The organism is Kitasatospora sp. NPDC059673 (genome assembly GCF_042734215.1).
Taxonomy (GTDB): domain Bacteria; phylum Actinomycetota; class Actinomycetes; order Streptomycetales; family Streptomycetaceae; genus Kitasatospora.
The window spans coordinates 391,250-412,240 of sequence record NZ_JBHWEN010000002.1; the positions used below are offsets into that span (position 1 = coordinate 391,250).

Genomic DNA, 20,991 nt, shown 5'->3' on the forward strand with positions numbered 1-20,991 from the left:
GTGAGACAGGAGAGATCCGTGCGCAGTCCGTTCGAGGACCGCGGAGACGAGGCGTCGCACGTGCTACTGGTGAACGCCGCCGGAGAGCATTCGCTCTGGCCGGTCTTCGCCGAACCACCGGCCGGCTGGCGGCAGGCGCTGCCCGCCGCCACCCACCGCGCCTGCCTGGCCGCCGCCGAACACGCGGCCGCCGCCTCCCACCCCGGTACCACCACCCGAGGAGCCTCCCGGTGACCCGAGCGAGCCAGGTCCCCTTCGCCGAGAAGGACCTCTACGAACTGGGCGACGCCCCCGAGTTGGGGCACACGCCGCGTCGCATGTACGCCTCACTGATCCGCCAGGAGCGCTACGGCCGCCCCTTGGACGCCTTCCGCACCGAGGTGGTGGACGTGCCGCCGGTCGGCCGCAACCAGGTGCTGGTGAAGGTGATGGCGGCCGGCGTCAACTACAACAACGTCTGGGCGGCGCAGGGCTACCCGCTGGACGTGATCGCGGCACGGCAGAAGCAGGGCGCCACCGAGGACTTCCACATCGGCGGCTCCGACCTCTCCGGCGTGGTGTGGGCCACCGGCGAAGGGGTGCGGCAGTTCAGGCCCGGTGACGACGTGGTGGTGCTCGCCAGCACCTGGGACGAGCACGCCGAGGACATCCGGCTCGGCGCCGACCCGGCGGTCTCCACCAGCCAGCGGGTGTGGGGCTACGAGGAGAACTACGGCTCCTTCGCACAGTTCGCGGTGGTGGACGAGTACCAGCTGCACCCCAAGCCCGCGCGGCTGTCCTGGGCCGAGGCCGCGTGCTACGTCGCGACGGCGGCCACGGCCTACCGCCAGCTGTTCGGCTGGCAGCCGCACACGGTCCGGCCCGGCGACCCGGTGCTGATCTGGGGCGGCGCGGGCGGCCTGGGCAGCATCGCGATCCAGCTGGTCCGGCACGCCGGGGGCATCCCGGTGGCGGTGGTCTCCAGCGCGGAACGCGGCGAGTTCTGCGTGCGCCTGGGCGCCCGCGGCTGGATCGACCGGCGCGACTTCGACCACTGGGGACGGCTGCCGGACGCCGCCGACCAGGAGGCGATGGCCCACTGGCTCAAGGGAGCCCGAGCCTTCGGCCGCCGGTTCTGGGAGGTACTGGGCGAACGGCGGGCGCCGCGGATCGTGCTGGAACACTCCGGCCAGGACACCATCCCGACCTCGATGTACATGTGCGACAACGCCGGCATGGTGGTCATCTGCGGCGGCACCACCGGCTACAACGGCGACGTGGACCTCCGGTTCCTGTGGATGCGTCAAAAGCGCCTGCAGGGCTCGCACGTGGCCAGCGCCCGGGAGGCGCGGGAGGTGTCCGAGCTGATCGCACAGGGGCTGATCGACCCGTGCCTGTCACGCACCTTCGACTTCGAGGAAGTCGGACTGGCCCACCAGCTCATCCACGACAACCAGCACCCGCCGGGCAACATGGCCGTGCTGGTCAACGCCGGACGCCAGTAGCCAGCACCACCCAACAGACCCCCCGCCCCCAGGTCCGACAGGCCCGGCCGCGCCCGACAGGCTCGCGGCCGGGCACCGTGGCGCGGCTGGTCAATACCGGACGCCGACAGACAGCACCGCCCAGCAGAACACCCGCGATGCCGACCCGCACCAGCACGGCGGACGGGCGGGTCCGCCGGGCCCGGCAGGCTCAGCCACAGCCAAGAGGCCGGGCGCCGGGCCGGCGGCGGGGCGATCCCGCCGGGCAACATGGCAGCGCTGGTCAACGCCGGACGCCAGTAGCCAGCACCACCCAACAGAACCCCCGCCGCCGGGTCCGGCAGGCCCGACCGCGTCCGACAGGCTCGCGGCCGGGCACCGTGGCGTGGCTGGTCAATACCGGTCGCCGACAGGCAGCACCGCCCAGCAGAACACCCCGCCACCCGCACCACCACCACGCCGGCGGAGCACCTGGCGGAGCACACTGCGCCCGGGCCGTGTCCGCCGGGCTCGGCAGTTTCGGCCGTAGCCGGAAGGCTCGCGGCCGGGCACCGGCCGGCGGCGGGTCAGACCCCGCCAACCACCGTGGCGTGGCTGGTCAATACCGGTCGCCGACAGGCAGCACCGCCCAGCAGAACACCCCGCCACCCACTGCCCCCACCCGCACCACCACCACGCCCGGCGGAGCACCTGGCGGAGCACCCTCCGCCCGGGCCGTGTCCGCCGGGCTCGGCAGTTTCGGCCGTAGCCGGAAGGCTCGCGGCCGGGCGCCGGCCGGCGGCGGGTCGGCGGTCAGGCGGGCCACGGTGAGCGCGCCGAAGGTCTCCGGCCACCCGCCGCACAGCAGTTTGAAGGCGGCCTCCTTCGCGGAGAACAGGGCCAGCAGCCGCTGCTCCGCGTCCGCCGCACTGGCCTCGCCGGCCCAGGCGCGTTCCGGCCCGGTCAGCACCAGGCGCGCGGCGGCGGCGGGCAGCGGGCGCAGCTCCAGGTCGCAGCCGACTGCGGCGTGCCGGCCGGTCGGGGCGGCGACGGCCACCGCGATCCCGGCCGAGTGGCTGATGGACAGCGCCCAGCCGGCCGGCGCCAGCGGGCGGCGTCCGGCGCGCCCGATCTCGCCGTCCGGTCCCCCGGCCGCGCGCAGTGCCCGCCGCGCGGCGCTCCGGCCGGCCAGGAACTCGCGGCGCCGGGTGGGCGGCATCCCGGCTGCGGCCCGGGCCTCGTCCGGACCGGCGGGTGTGAGGTCCGCAGGCCTGGTGCCGCCGTCCCCGCCGTCCCCGCCGTCCCCGCCGTCCCCGCCGTCCCCGCCGTCCCCGCCGTCCCCGTCGGCCCCGCCGTCCCCGCCGTCCCCGTCGGCCCCGTCGGCCTCGGTGACGGCCCAGCCCAGGGACAGGCCGTGGGTGGCCAGGGCGGCGCGAAGCGGCGGCAGGTCGTCCAGGACCCGCCGCCGCGTGAGTTCCGCGGTCACCCCCGGAGGAGCTTCTTGACGATCTTTCCGGCCGGGTTGCGCGGCACCTGCTCGATGAACTCGATCCGCGCCGGGCGCTTGTACGGCGCCAGCCGCCCGGCCAGGTGGCGTTGCAGCTCGGCGTGGCCGGTGCCGGGTTCGGCCACCACGTAGGCCAGCGGGACCTCGCCGTAGTCGGCGTCGGGCATGCCGACCACGGCCGCGTCCTGCACCGCCGGGTGCTGCAGCAGGGCCCGCTCGATCTCGGACGGGTAGACGTTCTGCCCGGCCCGCAGGATGAGGTCCTTGGTGCGGTCGACCAGGTGGATGCGGCCGGCCCGGTCGATCCGGCCGAGGTCGCCGGTGCGGGTCCAGCCGTCCGCCGTGGTGATCTCGGCGGTGGCGTCCGGGTTGTGCAGGTAGCCGTGCATGACGCCCGGCCCGCGGACCACGATCTCGCCGATCGCCTCCGGCGCCACCTGCTGCCCGTCCGTGCCGATCGCGCGCACGGACATGCCGGGGACGACCCGGCCGGCGGGGATGATGTCCCCCACCGCGTCCGGGGCCGGGTGTTCCTCCGGGCCGAGGGTGACGAACGGGCCGCCGACCTCGGTCATGCCGTAGACCTGCCGGAACCCGCAGCCCAGCCGCTCGGCTGCCGCCGTGTACACCTCGGGGGGCATCGGCGCGGCGCCGTACATCACCTCGCGGAGGGTGCCGAGCTCGGTGCGTTCCAGGGCCTTGGCCTGCAGCATGAAGCGCAGCATCTGCGGGACCAGCCAGATGTGCGTGGCCCGGTGGGTCTCGATCGCGGCCAGCGCGCGCTGCGGGGTGAAGCCGGGCATCAGCACGGCGGTGGCCCCGGCGGCCAGGTAGGTCAGCGTGACCACCATGCTGCCGTGGTAGAGCGGGCAGCAGTTGACCAGCACCAGGTCGTCGGCCGGCTTGCTGGCGGCCAGCCAGCCGAGCGCGATGGCCCGGAACGACTGCTGGTCCACCACGACGCCCTTGGCCCGCCCGGTGGTGGCCGAGGTGTGCAGGATCGCGGCGGGGTCGGTGTCCGCGACCTGCGGCAACTCGAACTGCTCGGCGTCCGAGCCTAGTTCCGCGAAGGCCGGCTCGTCCAGGGCGATCCGCCTCGGCACCGCGAGCTCCGCGAAGCGTTCCAGCAGCGCCGTCTCGCCGATCAGGGCGGCCGGCTCGACCCGCTCCGTGATCTCGGCGACCTCGGGCACCGTGAGGCTGTGGTTGAGCGGCACGAAAAGCGCACCGAGCCGGGCCAGCGCGAAGTAGGTCTCCAGTACCTCGATGCGGTCCAGCGAGAGCACCACGACCCGGTCGCCGGGGGCGATGCCGAGGGCCGCCAGTCCTTTCGCGAGGCGGACGGTGCGCTCGTGGAACTCGGCCCAGGTGACCGAGCGGCGCTCGTCCACCAGCGCCACCCGGTCGGGGAAGCACTGCCGGTTGCGGTCCGTCAGCTGGCTGAGCCACATCACGCGCCGCCGGACTGCAGGGCGGCGCTCCGCTCCTCGACGAAGCGCTCGTAGTCGCCGATCGTGGCGAGCTTCTCCATGTCCTCGGCGGTGACCTCCACGCCGGTGCGCTGCTCGATGAGCAGGACCAGGCGCACCAGGTCCCCGCTGTCGATGCCGCTGGCGGCGAGGTCGGCGTCGTCGCCGATCGCGTCGGTGTACTCCGAGGTGCCGGTCAGTTCCACCAGCATCGACCTGATCAGGCTCATGGTGTTCCTTTCGCTGTGCGCTCGTTCGCTTCCTGGGCGTGTGCACTTCGCCGTGGGCCGGTCCGCCGCGCCGCTCGCCGGTCCTCGCGCGGCCGAGGCGAGCGGCGGCGCCCGGCACTGCCCTCGTCTCTGGAAGGAGGGACTCCGCGCGTGCGGCACTCCCCGCCCGGTGCGTGACCTTCGTCACGTCGTGGATCCGCGGCGCCGGGGATAGCCCGCGCCGATCGGTGCCTCTTTCTGTTTCGGAGGCGCCGATCGCGACGGTGCGCGGCGCCCCGGACCGGCAGGGGAGTTGAGGGAGTGGCCAACAGGACCGGCGGGCATCCGCCGACGCGACCCGCGCCGGCCTCCGGGCAGGGCGCACAGATCGGTCAACTGCCGCAGAGCGACCAGGAGTTGCTCGCGCAGTTCGAGGCGCTGGTGGCGGCCGGCGAGACCGTCGAGCCGCGCGACTGGCTGCCCGACGGCTACCGGCGGATGCTGATCCGGCAGATCGCCCAGCACGCGCACTCGGAGATCATCGGCATGCAGCCGGAGGGCGCCTGGCTGACCCGCGCGCCGTCCCTGTACCGCAAGGCGGGCCTGCTGGCCAAGGTGCAGGACGAGGCCGGGCACGGCATGTACCTGTATTCGGCGGTCGAGACCCTGGGTGTGGACCGCGCCGACCTGCTGGACGCGCTGCACCGCGGCCAGCAGCACTACGCGGCGACCTTCGACCACCCGGCGCTGACCTGGGCCGACACCGGCGCCATCGCCTGGCTCACGGACGGCGCCGCGGTGGTCAACCAGGTGCCGCTGACCCGTACCTCCTACGGCCCCTACGCCCGGGCGATGCGCCGGGTCTGCCAGGAGGAGGCATTCCATGTGCGGCAGGGCTACGACCAGTTGCTGGCGCTGAGCGGGGGCACCCCGGAGCAGCACCGGATGGCCCAGGACGCGGTGAACCGCTGGTGGCTGCCCGCAGTCGCGCTGATGTTCGGCCCGCCGGACACCGAGGCGGGCGGCGCGGGCACGGCGGTCGGTTCGGCGGTTTCCCGGCGGGCGATCGCCTGGGGCATCAAGCAGCACACCAACGACGAGCTGCGCCAGCGCTTCGTGGACCTGGCCGCGCCGCAGGCCGAGAGCCTGGGCCTGACCCTGCCGGACCCGGCGATCCGCTGGAACCCGGAGCGCGGCCACTACGACTTCACTCCCGTCGACTGGCCCTGCTACCGGCAGGCGCTGGCGAACGGCACCCACTGCGCGCGGCAGCGCCTCGCGCACCGGAGGGCCGCCCACCAGGACGGCGCCTGGGTGCGGGAGGCCGCCGAGGCGTACGCCGGGCGCGGCAGCGACGAGACGGCGGAGGTGGCGTCATGACCGGCGGGAACGGCAGTGGGACGGCGTCCTGGGAGGTGTTCCTGCGCGACCGGCGCGGACTGGCCCACCAGCACGTCGGCTCGGTCCGCGCGGCGGACCACGAGCTGGCCCTGGCCACCGCGCGCGACCTGTTCGCCCGCCGCGGCGAGCCGCAGTCCCTGTGGGTGGTCCGCTCGGACCAGGTGCACGCGGTCTCGCCGCAGGAGAAGGACCCGTACTTCTCCGGCGCGGCGGACAAGCCGTACCGCTACCCCGGCGACTACGCGCCGCTGGGCGGTCCCGGAGCGTCCGAGCCGTCCGAGTCCACGAAGGGAGCGGGCGATGAGCGCTGACACGACGGCCGGTGCCGCCGCCGCGACGACGGCGGCCCAGGAGCACGACCTGGCCCGCAGCGTCCTCGGCCTCGGCGACGACGCGCTGATCCTGGCCCAGCGGCTGTGCGCCTGGATCACCCGGGCACCGAGCATCGAGGAGGATCTGGCGCTGTCCAACCTCGCCCTGGACCTGCTCGGCCACGCCCGGGTGCTGCTGACCATGAGCGGCCGCCTGGACGGCACCGGCCGCAGCGAGGACGACCTGGCGTACCTGCGCGACGGACGCGAGTTCCGCAACACGCTGCTCACCGAGCTTCCGAACGGCGACTTCGCCGTCACCGTGGCCCGGCAGCTGCTCTACACGCACTACGCGCGCTTGTACTACGCCGAGTTGGCGAGCTGCGCCGTCCCCGAGCTGGCCGCCTTCGCCGGGCGTGCGGCGACGGAAATGGGCTACCACCAGTCGCACGCCGACGGCTGGACGGTCCGGCTGGGCCTCGGAACGGCCGAGAGCCGCCGCCGGATGCAGGACGGCCTGGAGGTGATGTGGCCCTACGCCGCCGAGCTGTTCGGGGCGGACGGGGCGGTGGCGCGGCTGGACGCGGCGGGCCTGGTCCCCGCCCCGGGCACGGTGCGCGAGCGCTGGCGGCACGAGGTTGCCGAGGTGGTGGCCCGGGCCGGCCTGCGGGTGCCCGAGCCGTCCTGGTCGGCCGACGGCGGCCGGGAGGGGCGCCACTCGGAGGAGTTCGGGCTGCTGCTGGCCGAGCTCCAGTCGGTCCACCGCCAGTACCCGGGAGGCACCTGGTGAACGGCCCGGAACCGGCCCGGGCGGGCGGTCCGGCCGCCGGGTCGCCGCACCCGCGTCAGGCCGAACAGCGTCCGGCCGATCAGCGTCAGACCGATCAGCCGCTGACCGAACTCCGCCGCGCCGTCGAGGAGTTGCCCGATCCGGAGCTTCCCATGGTGACCCTCGGCGACCTGGGCATGGTGCACGAGGTCCGGATCGGCGCGGACGGCACGGCGGAGGTGGAGCTCGTCCCGACCTTCCTGGGCTGCCCGGCGATGGAGGTCATCGAGCGGGCGGTGCACGGCGCGCTCGCCGAGGCCGGCCACCCGGCGGGCCGGGTGCGCCGGGTGCTGGTCCCGGCCTGGAGCACCGACCGGATCAGCGAGCGGGGACGGCGCCGGCTCGCCGAGCACGGGATCGCCCCGCCGGGGCGCCCCGGCGGGGAGCAGCTGGTGACGGTGGCGCTCGGGCCGCCCTGCCCGCACTGCGGCTCGTCGGCCACCCGGCCGCAGAGCCCGTTCGGGGCCACCCGTTGCCAGGCGATCCTGCTGTGCACGGCCTGCCGCGAGACGTTCGCGCAGTTCAGGGCGGGGTGAGGCGAGATGCTGAGCACGATCGACGAGACCGACCGGCCCGCCGGGCCGCACGGTTGGCACGCACTGACGGTGAGCAGGCTGGAGCACCTCGCCGAGGACACCGTGGCGATCACCCTCGCGGTGCCGGACCGGCTGGCCGGGGTCCTGTCCCACCGGGCCGGGCAGCACCTGGTGGTCCGCCACCAGCAGGGCGGGCGCGAGCTGCGCCGCTGCTACTCGGTCTGCCCGCCGCCGTTCGACCCCGACCGGCTGCGGCTGATCGTCAAGCGCTCCGGTCCGGACGGCTTCGGGGCGTACGCGACGACCCGGCTGGCGGTGGGAGAGCGTCTGCGGGTTTCCCCGCCGACCGGCGCCTTCCGGCTGGCCGGCGCACCGGTCACGCACCACGTGATGCTGGCCGGCGGCACCGGCATCGCCCCGCTGCTGGCGATGGCCGCGGCGGCGCTGCGCGAGGACCCGCACTGCCGCGTCTCCCTGCTGTACGCCGCCCGCGGCGCCGGCTCGCTGCTGCTGGCCGACGAACTGGCCGACCTGAAGGACGCGTACCTGGGCCGGTTCACTCTGCTCCAGGTCCTCTCCCGGGAGCGCCGGGAGGCGGACCTGCTCTCCGGTCGGCTCGACGGCGCCCGGCTGCGGCGTCTGCTGTCCGCGCCGGGCACCGAGTTCGACGCGGCCACCGCCTTCTACCTGTGCGGGCCGTCGGGGCTGGTGACCTCGGCCCGCACCGCGCTCGCCGAGGCCGGCGCGGACGAACAACAGATCCGCCTGGAACTCTTCTCGCCCGAGGGAACGCCCGCCGCGGCCGCGGCAGCGCCGGTCGGCCGCAGCGTCCGGGTCACCGCGCGGCTCGGCGGCCACACCTCCGACGCCCCGATGCTGCCCGGCGACCGCACGCTGCTGGACGCGGTCCTGCGGGCCCGGCCGGACGCACCGTACTCCTGCCGGGTCGGGCTGTGCGGCAGCTGCCGTGCCCGGGTGGTCTCCGGCTCGGCGGTGCTGGACAGCCAGCACGTGCTCGGCCGGGACGAGGTGGCGGCCGGCTACACGCTCACCTGCCGTGCCCGTCCGCAGACGGATGCGATCGCACTCGACTTCGACGCCTGAGACCTCGGGCGTCCCGACCGCCGTCCCCGGCTGGGCCGGCGCAGGAAGGAACCTTCATGACCTCGACCAGGCTCGCCGGCCGAACCGCGCTGGTGACCGGCGGCAGCCGCGGCATCGGCCGGGCGATCTCGCTGCGGCTGGCCGCCGAGGGGGCGCTGGTGGCCGTGCACTACGGCCACGACGAGCAGGCCGCTAAGGACACCGTCGAGCAGATCGCGGCGGACGGCGGCCGGGCCTTCGCCCTGTGCGCCGAGCTCGGCGCACCGGGCGACGCCGAGGCCGTCTGGGACGGCTTCGACCGGGGTCTGGAGGCGCTCGGCGGGCCGGCCGGTGTGGACATCGTGGTGAACAACGCGGGCATCACGCTGCCCAGGCTCATCGCGGACGTCACCGAGGAGGACTACGACCGGGTCTTCGCCGTCAACACCCGCGCGCCGTTCTTCATCCTCCAGCGCGCCCTGCCCCGGCTGCGCGACGGCGGCCGGATCGTCACCGTCTCCTCGGGCGCCACCCGGATCGCCTACCCCGCGATCGCCGCCTACTCGATGACCAAGGCCGCACTGGACGTCCTCACCCCGGCCCTGGCCGTGCAGCTGGGCCCGCGCGGCATCACCGTCAACACCGTCGCGCCCGGCTTCACCGACACGGCGATCAATCCGACCCTCGCCGACCCGCAGATCCGCGGCGCCCTCGCCGCGCACTCGGTCTTCAACCGGCTCGGCACACCCGCCGACATCGCCGACGTGGTGGCCTTCCTGGCCGGCGACGACGCCCGCTGGATCACCGGCCAGTGGATCGACGCGACCGGCGGCGTCCACCTCGGCCTCTGACACCCTGGAGCCCCAAGAGATGATCGACCAAACGCCCGTCGCCGGGGACGCCGCCGAGCTGGCCGTCTTCGCCGGGACCTCACCGTACGAGGACTACGTGCACGCGTCGGTGCTCGGCTCGCTCCAGCAGCCGCTCACCGATGCGCCCGAGGAAATGGGTTTCCTGATCACCACCCAGGTGATGGAACTGTGGTTCAAGCTGATCGTGCACGAGTGGCGCACGGCCTGCGACGCGTTCGCCAAGCAGGATCTGCCGGCGGCGCTGGACGCGCTGGAGCGCAGCCGCCGTGCCCACCTGTCGCTCAACGCCTCCTGGACTCCGCTGGCCGCGCTGACTCCGGTGCGCTTCAACGGCTTCCGGGCCGCGTTCGGCCAGGCCTCGGGCGCCCAGTCCGCCCGCTACCGGATGATGGAGTTCCTGCTCGGCGAGAAGTCCGGAGCGATCCTGGACGCCCACCGCGGCGACCCGGTGGAGCACGCCGAGCTGGCCGAGCACCTGCACACCCCCACGCTCTGGGACGAGGTGCTGCGCTTCCTGCACTACCAGGGCCACGAGGTGCCGCAGGCCGTGCTCCGACGGGACGTCACCCAGGCCTACGAGCCGGACGAGGACGTCGTCGGGGTGTGGCTGCGGATCTACCGCGGACCGCAGCACGACCCGCTGCTGCTGCTGGGTGAACTGCTCACCGACATAGCCGAGTTGGTGCAGCGCTGGCGCGCCGACCACCTGCTGGTGGTGCGGCGCGCGATGGGCGCCAGGCCGGGCAGCGCCGGCACCTCCGGGATGGACTGGCTGGAGCGGCGCGCGGCGCGCCGGCCCTTCCCCGAGCTGTGGGCGGTGCGCAGCCATGTCTGACCCGACCACCACCGCGACCGGCAGGACGATCTCCGCCTTCGCCGCCGAGGAGGAGCGGCGGGTCCTCGGCCTCAGGCCGGTCCTGGCCCCGGTCCACGGCCGTTACGGCGACCACCCGCACCAGGTCTACGACCTGTGGCCGGCCGAGGGCACGGACGAGAACGCGCCCCTGGTGATCCTGCTGCACGGCGGCTACTGGCGTTACGACCGGATGCACCTGACGCCGTTCGCCGCCTACCTGGCGCGGCAGGGGCTGACCACCCTGCTGCCGGGCTTCCGCCGCTCCGGCGGCGCGGGCGGATACCCCGAGACCTTCGACGACATCGCACGGATCGTGGACACCCTCCCGGCCGGGCGCCCGTACGTCCTCGCCGGGCACTGCTCGGGCGGGCACCTGGCCCTGTGGGCCGGGGCCCGCGCCCTGCTGCCGGCCGACTCCCCCTGGCACAGCACCACATCGCCGACCGCGATCCTCGCGCTGGCCCCGATCACCGACCTCCGGGCCACCATCCGTGACCGGCTCAGCGAGGACGCGGCCCTGCAACTGCTCGGCGGCCCGGAAGCCGCACCCGAGCGGCTGGCGCTGGTGGACCCGGTCACCCTGCTGCGCGGGCCGGGCACCACCGGGGTGCGCACCGTCCTGCTGCACGGCGCGGTGGACGAGGAAGTGCCGCTGGGCCAGTTCACCGACTACGCCGCCGTCCACCGGGACCTGGAGGTCGTCGTGCTGCCGGACACCGGCCACTACACCCTGATCGAGCCCGGCGCGCCGGGTGCCCGCGCGGTCGCGGATCAACTGCACCGGCTGGCAGCGGAGTTCGCCCCCGAGCAGGCCGCCGGGAGCGCCGGGGGCACGGCATGACCGGCGCCGTCGAACACCTCGCCGCCCGGGCCGCCGCGCTGGATGCCGCCGACCCGCTGTCCGGCCTGCGCGAGCGCTTCCTGCTCCCGCCGGGCGTCGTCTACCTGGACGGGAACTCGCTCGGCGCCCTGCCCGCGGCCGTCCCGCCGGTGCTGGCGGACGTGGTGCACCGGCAGTGGGGCACCGGTCTGATCCGCTCCTGGAACGACGCCGCCTGGTGGCAGGCCCCGCTGCGGGTCGGCGACGCGGTCGGACGGCTGATCGGCGCGGCCCCGGGGCAGGTGGTGGTCGGCGACTCCACCAGCGTGCAGTTGTTCAACGCGCTGAGCGCGGCGGTCCGGCTCCGCCCCGGCCGGCCGCTGCTGGTCGTGGACCAGGACCACTTCCCCACCGACCGCTACCTCGCCGCCTCCGTCGCCCGGCTGCACGGCCTGCGGCTGCGTGCCGTGCCGGCCGACGCGCTGACGGACCTGCTGTCCCGGGAGGGCGGGCGGGTGGCCGCCGTGCTCGGCGCTCCGGTGGACTACCGCACCGGCCGGCTGACCGACCCGGCGACCGTCACCCGGGCCGCCCACGACGCGGGCGCGCTGACGGTGTGGGACCTGTGCCACGCCGCCGGAGCGCTCCCCCTCGACCTGGACGCGCTCGGCGCCGACCTGGCCGTGGGCTGCGGCTACAAGTACCTGTGCGGCGGCCCCGGCGCCCCGGCCTTCCTCTACGTGGCCCACCGGCACCAGGCCGGCTTCGACCACCCGCTGACCGGCTGGAACGGCCACGCCGACCCGTTCGACCCCACCGAGGAGTACCGGCCCGCCGAGGGCATCGCCCGCGCCCGGATCGGCACCCCGCCGATGCTCTCCCTGCTCGCGCTGGAAGCCGCCCTCACCGTCTTCGACGGCGTCGATCCGGCCCAGCTGCGCGCCAAGAGCCTCTCCCTGACCGGCTTCCTGCTCGACTGTGCCGACGTCCTACTCACCGCGCACGGGTTCACCCCCGCCACGCCGCGCGAGGCGGACCGGCGCGGCAGCCAGGTCGCCCTGCGCCACCCTGAGGCCTATCCCCTGGTCCAGGCCCTGGCCGCCCGCGAGGTGATCGCCGACATGCGGGCCCCCGACCTGCTCCGTTTCGGCGTCAACGCCCTCTACGTGTCCCACACCGAGGTGCTGCACGCCATGACCACCCTGCGGGAGATCGTCGCCGGGCGTGCGCACCGGCCCTACCTGGACGGACAGCGGGCGGTGGTGACCTGACGCCCGGGCCGGTGCGGGCCGGTGCGAGGCGCAGGTTCAGGCCACGCAGAACTCGTTGCCCTCGGGGTCCTGCATGACCACGCAGAAGCCGGCCGGCTCGTCCACCTCGCGGACCACCTTGGCCCCGGCATCGACCAGCCGGGCGACATGGTCGGTCAGCCGGGCCTGGCCCGCCTCGGACCGGTGGCCCTCGGGGGCGCTCACCTGAATGTCGAGGTGCGCACGGTTCTTCAGGGTCTTACGCTCGGGCACCTTCTGGAAGAGCACGCGCGGGCCGACCCCGGCGGGGTCGACCACGGCGGCCAACGCGTCCCAGCGGTCCTCGGGGATCCCGATCCTCCGGGCGAGCTGCTCCCAGCTGTCGAACCCGGGCGGCGGCGGCTGCACCACGTAGTCCAGCGCGAGGGCCCAGAACTCGGCCAGGCTCGCCGGGTCTTCGCAGTCGATGGTCATCTGCACGGTGTGGGCCATGGTGTGTCCAGGGTGCTCGGGAACGGCCCGGGCGCCAGGCGCCCGGACCACGACCCACTCATGCTGCACCACCGGTCGGCCGGCGCACGGACCCCGTTGACCCGTACGGGGGAACCTTGCCGGATTCCGCCAGGGGCCCGGTGCGGCTTCACGCCTTCCGGGCGTCCCCTTCGCGCCTTCCGGTGCGGCCTCAGGCCTTCCGGGCGATCACCGCGCCGTTCGCCCCGGGCGCGGTGAACGGAACCGTCCGGATGTCGCTGAACCCGGCGTCGCGCAGCCACTCGCCGTACTCGGCGGCCGTGTAGTTGCGGCCCCAGGTGCCCACCACCATGTTCATGCTCATCAGCGCGGCGTCCAGCGGCCCGGTCTTCGCGTCGTCCACCAGCAGTTCGCTGATCACCAGCAGGCCGCCGGCCGGCAGTGCCCGGTGGCACTTGGCGAGCAGCGCACGGTTCCGGGGCTCGTCCCAGTCGTGCAGGATCAGCGAGAGCAGGATCGCGTCGTGGCCCCCGGGCAGCTCCGGTTCCTCGAAGAAGTCGCCGGGGTGGGTGCCGATCCGCTCGGCGAGCCCGGCCGCGGCGATCCGCTTCTCGGCGTACGCGCAGACGAACGGCAGGTCGTACACGGTGGCCCGGAGCTGCGGGTGGCGGCGGCAGAACTCGATGTCGAAGCCACCGCCCCCGCCGCCGACGTCCAGCAGCCGGGTCGAGCCGCCGAGGTCGACCGCCGCGGCCAGGGCCCGGCCGGTGAGGACGGACAGCGGGTAGAGGCCGTCCCAGAAGGCGGTGGTGCGGTTCTCCGCGTCGAAGATCCGGTCCTGCTGCTCCGGCTTCCAGCGGCTGGGGGTGTCCGAGCGGAGTGCCTCGGTGACCCGCAGCCAGCCGGGGGTGGTGTGGTCGCGGAGCATGGTGATGTAGTCGCCGAGGTAGTCCGGCCCGCCGCGGACCAGGTACTGCCCCGCCGCCGCGGTGTTGCGGTACCGGCCGTCCACGCCGGTCAGCAGGCCCAGCGCGGCGCAGGCGGTGAGCAGGACCTCCGCGGGCCGGGCCGGAATGCCGAGCAGCCCGGCCGCCTCGGCGGCGGTGAGGCCGTCGGTGGCGGCGAGGGCGCTGAACACGCCGAGGTCCAGGGCGGCGGTGAGTGTCTGGGCCGCCCACATGCCGTTGGCGATGCCGAGCAGCCCGTCCAGGCCGCCGGGGCCGCCCGCCCCGTCCGTCGGCAGGCCGTCGGGGCCGTCCGCCCCGTCCGTCGGGTGACCGGATGCGGTCATCGGTCCGTTCCTTCCGCTGCCGGGTCCTGCGCGGCCGGGTCCTCGAACCGGACCTTGACCGCGTCGAACACGATGTGCCGGCCGTTCTCGAAGCGCCGGTGGGGTTCTTCGGTGAGGTGGTACACGGGGTGCCGGGCGAGTTCGCCCAGCACCGTGCGGAACTCCAGCCGGGCCAGGCTCGCGCCGAGGCAGTGGTGGATGCCGAAGCCGAAGCTGAGGTGCTGGTGGGAGGTGCCGCGTTCGAGCGAGAACTCCTCCGGGTCGGGGAACTTCGCCGGGTCGCGGTTGGCCGCGTCCAGCAGCAGCACCACCCGGGCGCCGGCCGGGATGACGGTGCCGTCGACCACCACCTCCCGGGTGGTGACCCGGGTGAAGCGGTCGGTCGGGCACCAGCGGCGCATGGTCTCGTCGCCGACGACCGGCAGCAGCTCGGGCTCGGCGCGCAGCCTGGCCTGGAGTTCGGGGTGGCCGGCCAGGTACCAGAGCATCCGGCTCAGGGTGTTGAGGGTGGTCTGGTGGCCGGCGATGCACAGCGACACGATGATCGAGTGCAGCCGCTCGTCGGAGATCGGTTCCCCGTCGATCTCGGTGGCGGCCAGCCGGGAGAGGTAGTGGTCGCCGGGGTTGGCCCGGGCGGCCTCCACCTCCTCGGTCAGCAGGGCCTGGAACTGCGGCCAGAAGTCGTCGGCGTCGCTGTCCTTGGACAGGTGCTGCCACAGGTTGCTGGTCAGTTCCCGCACGCGGGACTGGGCCCGGTCGGACAGGCCGATGGCGAGCGCCAGCACGCCGATGGCGAAGGGGTGGGCCAGCTCGGCCACGAAGTCGCCGTGGCCGCGCCGGACGATCGGGTCGATCAGGTCGGCGGCGAGCGCGCGCACCGGCTTCTCCAGCCGGCGCACCTCCTCGTTGTGCAGCGGAGGCGCCATCAGGCGGCGCAGCTCGCCGTGTTCGGGCGGGTCGAATTCGATCGGGGAGAACATCGGCATGCCGGCCGCCCGGGGGTGGAAGACCCCGGATCCGGAGCTGAAGGTCTCGTGGTCCTTCAGCGCCGCCCGGACGTCGGCGTGGCGCGACAGGATCCACAGCCCGCCGTGGGACGGCGTGTAGGTCACGCCCGAGCGTTCCCTGATGCCGCGGTTGACGTCCTCCGCCACGTCGGGGGTGTACTCGGGGTCGTGCCAGTCGAACTCGCCGACCAGCCGGGCGATGAGATCCTGTCGCGCCTGCGTCATCAGTCCTCCACGAGCTCCGTCGTTGCGTTGTCCGCCGCCGAATCAGCCGCGTCGGCCGCGTCGGCGGCTTGCGCCTGCTCCTCGGCGGTGCGCCGGGTGAGTTCCTGGACCAGGGACTCGGCCAGGGCGTTGACCGTCGGGTTGCTCCACAGCACGGTGGGCGGCAGGTCGACGCCGAAGCGCCGGTTGAGCCGCACCCGCAGGCCGACGGTCAGCACCGAGTCGACGCCGAGGTCGAGCAGCGGGCGGTTGGGGTCGATCTGCTCGGGCGGCAGGTTGAGTTCGGCCGCCACCTGCTCGTTGACCTCTTCGGTGGCCTTGGCCCGCAGCTCCTCCGGTTCCAGGGCCGCCCAGTCGGTCACGCCGGGCAGCGCGCCGCCCTCCTCCTCGGTGACGCTGGTGAGCTCGCTGAACACCGGCAGCTTGCGCTCCGGCAGCACCCGCATGATCGCGTAGTACGGGCTGTTGAAGCGGTCGGCGAAGGACCAGGCGCGGAACGCCTCGGTGATCGAGATGCTGCCCAGTCCGCGGGACTCGGCCTCGATCGTGGTGGTCCCGGCGGTGGTCTCGGCCATGCCCGCGCCGCGCCAGGACGTCCAGGCGAGGCTGGTGGTCTCGGTGTGTCCGCCCGTGGAGCGGTGGGCGGCGAGCCCGTCCAGGAAGGAGTTGCCGGCCGCGTAGCTGGCCTGGCCGGTGAGCCGGGCCAGCTGACCGCAGGAGGAGAAGAGCACGAAGAAGTCCAGCGTCCCGGGCGGGAACATCCGGTGCAGCACCATGGCTCCGAGCATCTTGGGGGCCATGGCGTGCCGCAGGCCGTCCCGGTCGACGTGGTCGACCAGGGCGTCGTTGACCACGCCCGCGGCGTGCACCACGCCGCGGATCGGCGGCAGGTCGAGCGCGGACGGGTCGAGCGCCGCGGCCACCTTGTCGGCGTCCGCGATGTCCAGTGCCAGCACCCGGACGGTCGCGCCGAGCGCCTCCAGGGCCTGGACGGCGTCGATCTGCCCGCGGACGGCGCCGTCCTCGACCTCGGCCCACTGGGAGCGCGGCGGCAGTCCGCGGCGGCTGACCAGGACGAGTCGGCGGGCGCCGCGTTCCACCAGGGAGCGGGCCACCTCCAGGCCGAGTGCGCCGACGCCGCCGGTGATCAGGTAGGTGCCGTCGGGGTGGCACTGGACGCTTCCGGAGCCGGCCGCGCGGTCGATCTGGGTCAGCCGGGCGACCGAGGTGCTGTCCTTGGTCACCGAGATGACGTCCTCCGCGCCGGCGAAGGCCGAGAGCACCCGCAGCACCCGGTCCGAGGTGTCGCCGTCGAAGGCGGCCAGCTCGCCGGAGACGTCGATCACGCCGCCCCAGAGGTCGGGGCGCTCACCGGCGGTGATCCGGGAGACTCCCCACAGCGGGGCATGGGCGAGTGCGTTCTCCTGCTCGGCCTCCCGGACGCCCTGGGTGAGACACCACAGCTTGAGCGGGGACTCGGCGTCCGGGACGGGCCGGTCGGCGAGCCGGCGGCTGAGCGCCTGGACGGTCTCGATCAGGGTCCAGGCGGAGCGCTCGGCGGCCTCCTCGGGCGACTCCCCGTCCTGCTGCCGGGGCGGGGCCACCAGCAGGGCTCCGGGCTCGTCCAGCGCGGCGTCGGCCAGGTCGGCCGGCGACCCCAGCTGCACGCAGCGCACCCCGGAGTCGGCCAGGTCCCGGGCCAGGGCTCGGGTCACGGTGTCGTCGCCGAGCAGCAGCAGCTGCCGGATCCGGTGGTTCTCCTCGGGTTCCACCGCGCGCCAGTCGATCTCGTGCACCAGCTCGCGCGGGGCCATGATGCCGCCGGGGCGGTCCTGGACGATGGTGTAGCGCAGACCCTTGAGCTCGCAGACCACGTCGCCGTTCTCGTCCGCGATCAGCGCGTCCACGCTGGTCTCCGGGGAGTCCGCGGAGCGGGTGGTGTGGACGGTGATGCGTCCGGGCGGGGCGCCGCGGAAGGCGAGCGCCTCGATGTGCGAGGAGGTGCGCAGGGTGGTGGTGCCCTCGTGGGTGACCAGCACGCCGCTCACGGTCAGCGCGCCGTCGATCACCGCGGTCCAGCTGCTCGGGTGCAGCTTGGGCTCGTGGTCGATGATCATCGTGGCGAACTGTTCGGTGGCGTTGCGGCGCAGCTCGGTGACCACCCAGGGGAAGGTGTAGCCGTCCACACCCATCTTGCGGAACATGGTGTCGACCCGGTGCCAGGTCCACTCCTCGGTGCAGCGCTCCCGGATGTCCTGCGGGTCCTCCATCTGTACCGCGCCGACCTGCACCTCGTGGTCGATGGTGGCGGTGGTGTGGGTCAGCCAGTCCATTTCCTGGCCGGCCACGAGCTCGGCGGGGTCGCGCTGGACGCAGCTGGCCAGCCGGATCTGGTTGCGGTCCAGGACGACCTGCACCACGCGGGGCGGCAGCGCGGCCAGCGGGGTGCGGAAGACGATGTCCTTCAGGCCCGGCAGGGTGTCGCCCTGCGCGGCCGCCGCGACGAAGCTGTTGAGCACCACGGAGGCGGGGACGGTCTCCACGCCGACCACCTTGTGGCTCTGCGCGTAGGGGCGGCTGTCCATGTCCAGGTGGGTCTGCCAGACCTGCTGGGCGGGCGCGCCGGCGACGGTCATCCGGCCGCCGAGCAGGGTGTGGCTGTCCGGGTCGTGGCCGCGGCCGTGGCTCTCCGCGGAGGTCTCCGGGAAGATCCAGTAGGGGCGGTGCTGCCACTGGGTGGCGGGCATCGGCAGCAGGCTGCCGGGGCCGGCCGGCCAGGCGATCTCCGCGCCGTGGCAGTGGAGTTCGGCGAGGTTGCGGAGCAGGGTGGCGGTCTCCGGCCGGTCCCGCCGCAGGGTGCTCACCACGACGGTGTCGTCCGCGCCGAGGTGTTCGGCGGTCTCGGTGACCGACTGGGCGACCACCGGGTGGGAGGAGATCTCCAGGAACAGCCGGCGTCCGTCCTCGATCGCGGCCTGGACGGCCTGGGCGAACCGGACGGGCTCGCGCAGGTTGGCCGACCAGTAGCCGCCCTCGCGCAGGTCGGTGGCGCGCGGGTCGGGCAGTGCGCTGCTGTACAGGACGGTGTGCGGCTCGCGCGCGGTGAGCCGGCCGGCGGCCTCGGCGACCTCGGCCAGGACGGCGTCCACGTGCGGGCTGTGGAAGGCCACGTCGGTGTCGACCCGGCGGACCTGGAGTCCGGCTTCGGTCCACTCGGTGACCAGCCGGTCGATCTCGGCGGCGTCGCCGGAGACCACGGTGGAGCGCGGGCTGGCCGAGATCGCCGCCGTCAGGCCGTTCCAGCCGTTCAGCCGCTCCTCGACGGCGGCCAGCGGTTCGCCGACCATGGCCATGCCGCCGAGTCCGGCGACCCGCTCCAGGGCGGCGGCGCGGCGGCAGGCGAACCGGGCGGCGTCGGCCAGGTCGAGGGCGCCGGCCGCGACCGAGGCGGCGATCTCGCCGACGGAGTGTCCGATCACCGCGGCCGGGGTGACCCCGCGGGCGCGCCAACTGGCCGCGAGGGCGGCCTGCATGGCGAAGGTCATGGCCTGGACGACGGTGACGGTCCAGGGGCCGCCCTCGCGGATCACCTCGCGCGGTGTCCAGCCCAGCTCCTCCTGGAAGACCGGCCCGAGCTCGTCGATGACGGCGGCGAACTCCCGGTCGGTGCCGAGCAGTTCGCGGCCCATGCCGGTCCACTGCGCGCCGTGCCCGGAGAACACCCAGACCACGCCGGGGTCGGCGGAGGGCTGGGCCCGGCCGGTGACCAGTTCGGGGGCGCGCTCGCCGGCGGCCAGCAGGTCGAGGCGGCCGGCCAGTTCGGCGGCGGAGTCGGCCAGCAGCGCGGCCCGGGAGTCGAGGTGGGAGCGGCGGTGGGTGAGCGTGTGGGCGATCGAGTCCAGGTTCGCGGTGGGGTTGGCGCGCAGCCAGGCGGCGCTCGCTCCGGCCAGCGCCTTCAGGCCGGCCTCCGACATCGCCGAGAGCGGGAAGAGCCGGGGCTCCTCCTCGGCCCGGTGGACCGGCAGGGCCGGTGCGGCGGGGGCGCTCTGCGGCGCGGGCGCCTCCTGCAGGATGAGGTGGGAGATGGTGCCGCCGACGCCGTAGCTGGAGACGCCGGCCCGGCGGGGCTCGGGGCCGGCCGGCCACGGGGTGGTCTCGGCGACCAGGCGGAGCCCGGAGCGGTCGAGTTCGAGGTCGGGGTTGGGCTCGTTGTGGACGCTGCGCGGCAGTTCGCCGTGTTCCATGGCCAGGACGGCCTTGATGGTGCCGGCGATGCCGGAGGCGGCCTCGACGTGGCCGATGTTGGGCTTGAGGGTGCCGAGCAGGCAGGGGTCCTCGGTGTCGCGCGCCTGCCCGAACACGGCGGCCAGGGCCTGGACTTCGGCGCGGTCGCCGGCCTGGGTGCCGGTGCCGTGGGCCTCCAGGTAGCCGACCGTGGCGGGGTCGATGCCGGAGCGCCGGTAGACCTCCCGCAGCATGTGCTCCTGGGCCTTGCCGCTGGGGGCCATCATGCCGTCGGAGCGGCCGTCCTGGAACACGCCGGTGCCGATGATCAGGGCGCGGATCGGGTCGCCGTCGCGCTGGGCGTCGGCGAGCCGCTTGAGGACCACCACGCCCGCGCCCTCGCCGCGGCCGTACCCGTCGGCGGCCTTGTCGAAGGCCTTGCTGCGGCCGTCGGGGGAGGTCGCTCCGGCCGCGTCGAGCGCGACGTTGAGCGCCGGGGTGGCGATGATGTTGATGCCGCCGGCGATGGCCACCGGGGTCTCGCCGGAGCGCAGCGCCTGGCAGGCCAGGTGGAGGGCGGTCAGCGAGCCGGCGCAGGCGGTGTCGACCGCCATGCTCGGGCCGTTGACGTCGAGGAAGTACGAGATGCGGTTGGCCATCCCGTAGAAGGTGGTGCCGTTGACGGCCCACGCCCCTGATCGGGGGAGGTCCTCCAGCAGCCGTCGGCCGTAGTCGTTGGAGTTGGCCGACATGTAGACGCCGGCGCCGCTGCCGCGCAGGCCGAGCGGGGGGACGCCGGCGTTCTCCAGTGCCTCCCAGGCGAGTTCGAGCAGGATGCGCTGCTGCGGGTCGAGGAACTCGGCCTCCCGCGGGGTGATTCTGAAGAACTCGGCGTCGAACCCCTCGATGTCGTCGAGGTACATGCCCTTCCGCGTGGTGCGGCGGAGGATCGCGGTCGCGTCCGGGCTCTGTGCCGCGTACGGGTCCCAGCGCTTGTCGGGCATTTCGCTTATCGCGCTGCTGCCATCGACGAGGTATTTCCAGAGTTTCTCCGGATTGTCGAGATCCGGCGCGAACCGGCAACTCATCCCGACAATGGCGATGGCGTCCTCGAATTCCTGCCCGTGCTGCCCGTTCACATGTCCTCCGCTAGCTTTCGGTGGAGCTCACGTCGTGTGTTCTGAGCGC

Annotated in this window: 18 protein-coding genes; 11 read left to right on the forward strand and 7 right to left on the reverse strand. The window is 74.2% G+C overall.

Annotated elements, in window-relative coordinates; all coding sequences use genetic code 11:
* The first annotated feature begins 18 nt into the window (after positions 1-18).
* Positions 19-234 (forward strand): MbtH family NRPS accessory protein, encoded by a 216-nt coding sequence (locus tag ACFV18_RS04115; protein WP_380478951.1) that lies wholly within the window; start codon positions 19-21, stop codon positions 232-234.
* Complete coding sequence (gene ccrA / locus ACFV18_RS04120; protein ID WP_380478953.1) at positions 231-1,484, forward strand: crotonyl-CoA carboxylase/reductase; 1,254 nt, start codon at positions 231-233, stop codon at positions 1,482-1,484. Before ACFV18_RS04115 ends, ccrA begins: the two co-directional genes overlap by 4 nt.
* 577 nt (positions 1,485-2,061) lie before the next feature.
* On the opposite strand, the gene ACFV18_RS04125 is transcribed toward ccrA, so the two are convergent.
* The 3 genes from ACFV18_RS04125 to ACFV18_RS04135 are packed head-to-tail and all read right to left on the reverse strand — an operon-like array spanning position 2,062 to position 4,648.
* Complete coding sequence (locus tag ACFV18_RS04125) at positions 2,062-2,928, reverse strand: 4'-phosphopantetheinyl transferase superfamily protein (RefSeq protein ID WP_380478955.1); 867 nt, start codon at positions 2,926-2,928, stop codon at positions 2,062-2,064.
* On the reverse strand, positions 2,925-4,400 hold the full coding sequence (locus ACFV18_RS04130) for a class I adenylate-forming enzyme family protein (protein WP_380478957.1): 1,476 nt from the start codon (positions 4,398-4,400) through the stop codon (positions 2,925-2,927). Before ACFV18_RS04130 ends, ACFV18_RS04125 begins: the two co-directional genes overlap by 4 nt.
* Complete coding sequence (locus ACFV18_RS04135; protein ID WP_380478959.1) at positions 4,400-4,648, reverse strand: acyl carrier protein; 249 nt, start codon at positions 4,646-4,648, stop codon at positions 4,400-4,402. Before ACFV18_RS04135 ends, ACFV18_RS04130 begins: the two co-directional genes overlap by 1 nt.
* Positions 4,649-4,948: 300 nt before the next feature.
* Here ACFV18_RS04135 and paaA point away from each other — a divergent pair, with 300 nt between their 5' ends.
* Genes paaA through ACFV18_RS04180 form a run of 9 tightly spaced genes read left to right on the forward strand, consistent with a single transcriptional unit; the run spans position 4,949 to position 12,606 of the window.
* Positions 4,949-6,007, forward strand: coding sequence for a 1,2-phenylacetyl-CoA epoxidase subunit PaaA (gene paaA / locus ACFV18_RS04140; protein ID WP_380478961.1), 1,059 nt, complete (start codon positions 4,949-4,951; stop codon positions 6,005-6,007).
* A complete protein-coding gene (gene paaB / locus ACFV18_RS04145) occupies positions 6,004-6,339 on the forward strand; it encodes a 1,2-phenylacetyl-CoA epoxidase subunit PaaB (protein WP_380478963.1) in 336 nt (111 codons plus the stop codon). Before paaA ends, paaB begins: the two co-directional genes overlap by 4 nt.
* Complete coding sequence (paaC, locus tag ACFV18_RS04150) at positions 6,329-7,129, forward strand: 1,2-phenylacetyl-CoA epoxidase subunit PaaC (RefSeq protein ID WP_380478965.1); 801 nt, start codon at positions 6,329-6,331, stop codon at positions 7,127-7,129. The genes paaB and paaC overlap by 11 nt, the downstream gene beginning before the upstream one ends.
* Entirely contained in the window at positions 7,126-7,704 is a 579-nt protein-coding gene (paaD, locus tag ACFV18_RS04155; RefSeq protein ID WP_380478967.1) for a 1,2-phenylacetyl-CoA epoxidase subunit PaaD, read from the forward strand. The genes paaC and paaD overlap by 4 nt, the downstream gene beginning before the upstream one ends.
* Positions 7,705-7,710: 6 nt before the next feature.
* Entirely contained in the window at positions 7,711-8,808 is a 1,098-nt protein-coding gene (locus ACFV18_RS04160) for a 2Fe-2S iron-sulfur cluster-binding protein (protein WP_380478969.1), read from the forward strand.
* A 56-nt stretch (positions 8,809-8,864) separates the two neighbouring features.
* Positions 8,865-9,638, forward strand: coding sequence for an SDR family oxidoreductase (locus ACFV18_RS04165; RefSeq protein ID WP_380478971.1), 774 nt, complete (start codon positions 8,865-8,867; stop codon positions 9,636-9,638).
* Positions 9,639-9,657: 19 nt separating this feature from the next.
* Complete coding sequence (locus tag ACFV18_RS04170; RefSeq protein WP_380478973.1) at positions 9,658-10,494, forward strand: tryptophan 2,3-dioxygenase; 837 nt, start codon at positions 9,658-9,660, stop codon at positions 10,492-10,494.
* Positions 10,487-11,356 (forward strand): alpha/beta hydrolase family protein, encoded by an 870-nt coding sequence (locus ACFV18_RS04175; protein ID WP_380478975.1) that lies wholly within the window; start codon positions 10,487-10,489, stop codon positions 11,354-11,356. Before ACFV18_RS04170 ends, ACFV18_RS04175 begins: the two co-directional genes overlap by 8 nt.
* Positions 11,353-12,606, forward strand: a complete 1,254-nt coding sequence (locus ACFV18_RS04180; protein WP_380478977.1) for a kynureninase — start codon at positions 11,353-11,355, stop codon at positions 12,604-12,606. The genes ACFV18_RS04175 and ACFV18_RS04180 overlap by 4 nt, the downstream gene beginning before the upstream one ends.
* 36 nt (positions 12,607-12,642) lie before the next feature.
* Here ACFV18_RS04180 and ACFV18_RS04185 read toward each other — a convergent pair whose 3' ends face one another.
* From ACFV18_RS04185 to ACFV18_RS04200, 4 genes are all read right to left on the reverse strand, one after another.
* The gene (locus ACFV18_RS04185; protein ID WP_380478979.1) at positions 12,643-13,077 is read right to left on the reverse strand and encodes a VOC family protein; all 435 of its coding nucleotides are present in this window, start codon (positions 13,075-13,077) and stop codon (positions 12,643-12,645) included.
* Between the two features lie 190 nt (positions 13,078-13,267).
* Entirely contained in the window at positions 13,268-14,347 is a 1,080-nt protein-coding gene (locus ACFV18_RS04190; RefSeq protein ID WP_380478981.1) for a methyltransferase, read from the reverse strand.
* Entirely contained in the window at positions 14,344-15,579 is a 1,236-nt protein-coding gene (locus tag ACFV18_RS04195) for a cytochrome P450 (RefSeq protein ID WP_380478983.1), read from the reverse strand. The genes ACFV18_RS04190 and ACFV18_RS04195 overlap by 4 nt, the downstream gene beginning before the upstream one ends.
* On the reverse strand, positions 15,579-20,942 hold the full coding sequence (locus ACFV18_RS04200) for a type I polyketide synthase (RefSeq protein WP_380478985.1): 5,364 nt from the start codon (positions 20,940-20,942) through the stop codon (positions 15,579-15,581). The genes ACFV18_RS04195 and ACFV18_RS04200 overlap by 1 nt, the downstream gene beginning before the upstream one ends.
* Positions 20,943-20,991 lie beyond the last annotated feature (49 nt).

Bases quoted from the DNA above. Each gene is read 5' to 3' on its own strand.
- ACFV18_RS04170 (WP_380478973.1), top strand. From the start codon at position 9,658: ATGATCGACCAAACGCCCGTCGCCGGGGACGCCGCCGAGCTGGCCGTC.
- paaB (WP_380478963.1), top strand. From the start codon at position 6,004: ATGACCGGCGGGAACGGCAGTGGGACGGCGTCCTGGGAGGTGTTCCTG.
- ACFV18_RS04185 (WP_380478979.1), bottom strand. From the start codon at position 13,077: ATGGCCCACACCGTGCAGATGACCATCGACTGCGAAGACCCGGCGAGC.
- ACFV18_RS04130 (WP_380478957.1), bottom strand. From the start codon at position 4,400: ATGTGGCTCAGCCAGCTGACGGACCGCAACCGGCAGTGCTTCCCCGAC.
- ACFV18_RS04135 (WP_380478959.1), bottom strand. From the start codon at position 4,648: ATGAGCCTGATCAGGTCGATGCTGGTGGAACTGACCGGCACCTCGGAG.
- ACFV18_RS04180 (WP_380478977.1), top strand. From the start codon at position 11,353: ATGACCGGCGCCGTCGAACACCTCGCCGCCCGGGCCGCCGCGCTGGAT.
- ACFV18_RS04160 (WP_380478969.1), top strand. From the start codon at position 7,711: ATGCTGAGCACGATCGACGAGACCGACCGGCCCGCCGGGCCGCACGGT.
- ACFV18_RS04190 (WP_380478981.1), bottom strand. From the start codon at position 14,347: ATGACCGCATCCGGTCACCCGACGGACGGGGCGGACGGCCCCGACGGC.
- ACFV18_RS04165 (WP_380478971.1), top strand. From the start codon at position 8,865: ATGACCTCGACCAGGCTCGCCGGCCGAACCGCGCTGGTGACCGGCGGC.
- ACFV18_RS04195 (WP_380478983.1), bottom strand. From the start codon at position 15,579: ATGACGCAGGCGCGACAGGATCTCATCGCCCGGCTGGTCGGCGAGTTC.
- paaC (WP_380478965.1), top strand. From the start codon at position 6,329: ATGAGCGCTGACACGACGGCCGGTGCCGCCGCCGCGACGACGGCGGCC.
- ACFV18_RS04175 (WP_380478975.1), top strand. From the start codon at position 10,487: ATGTCTGACCCGACCACCACCGCGACCGGCAGGACGATCTCCGCCTTC.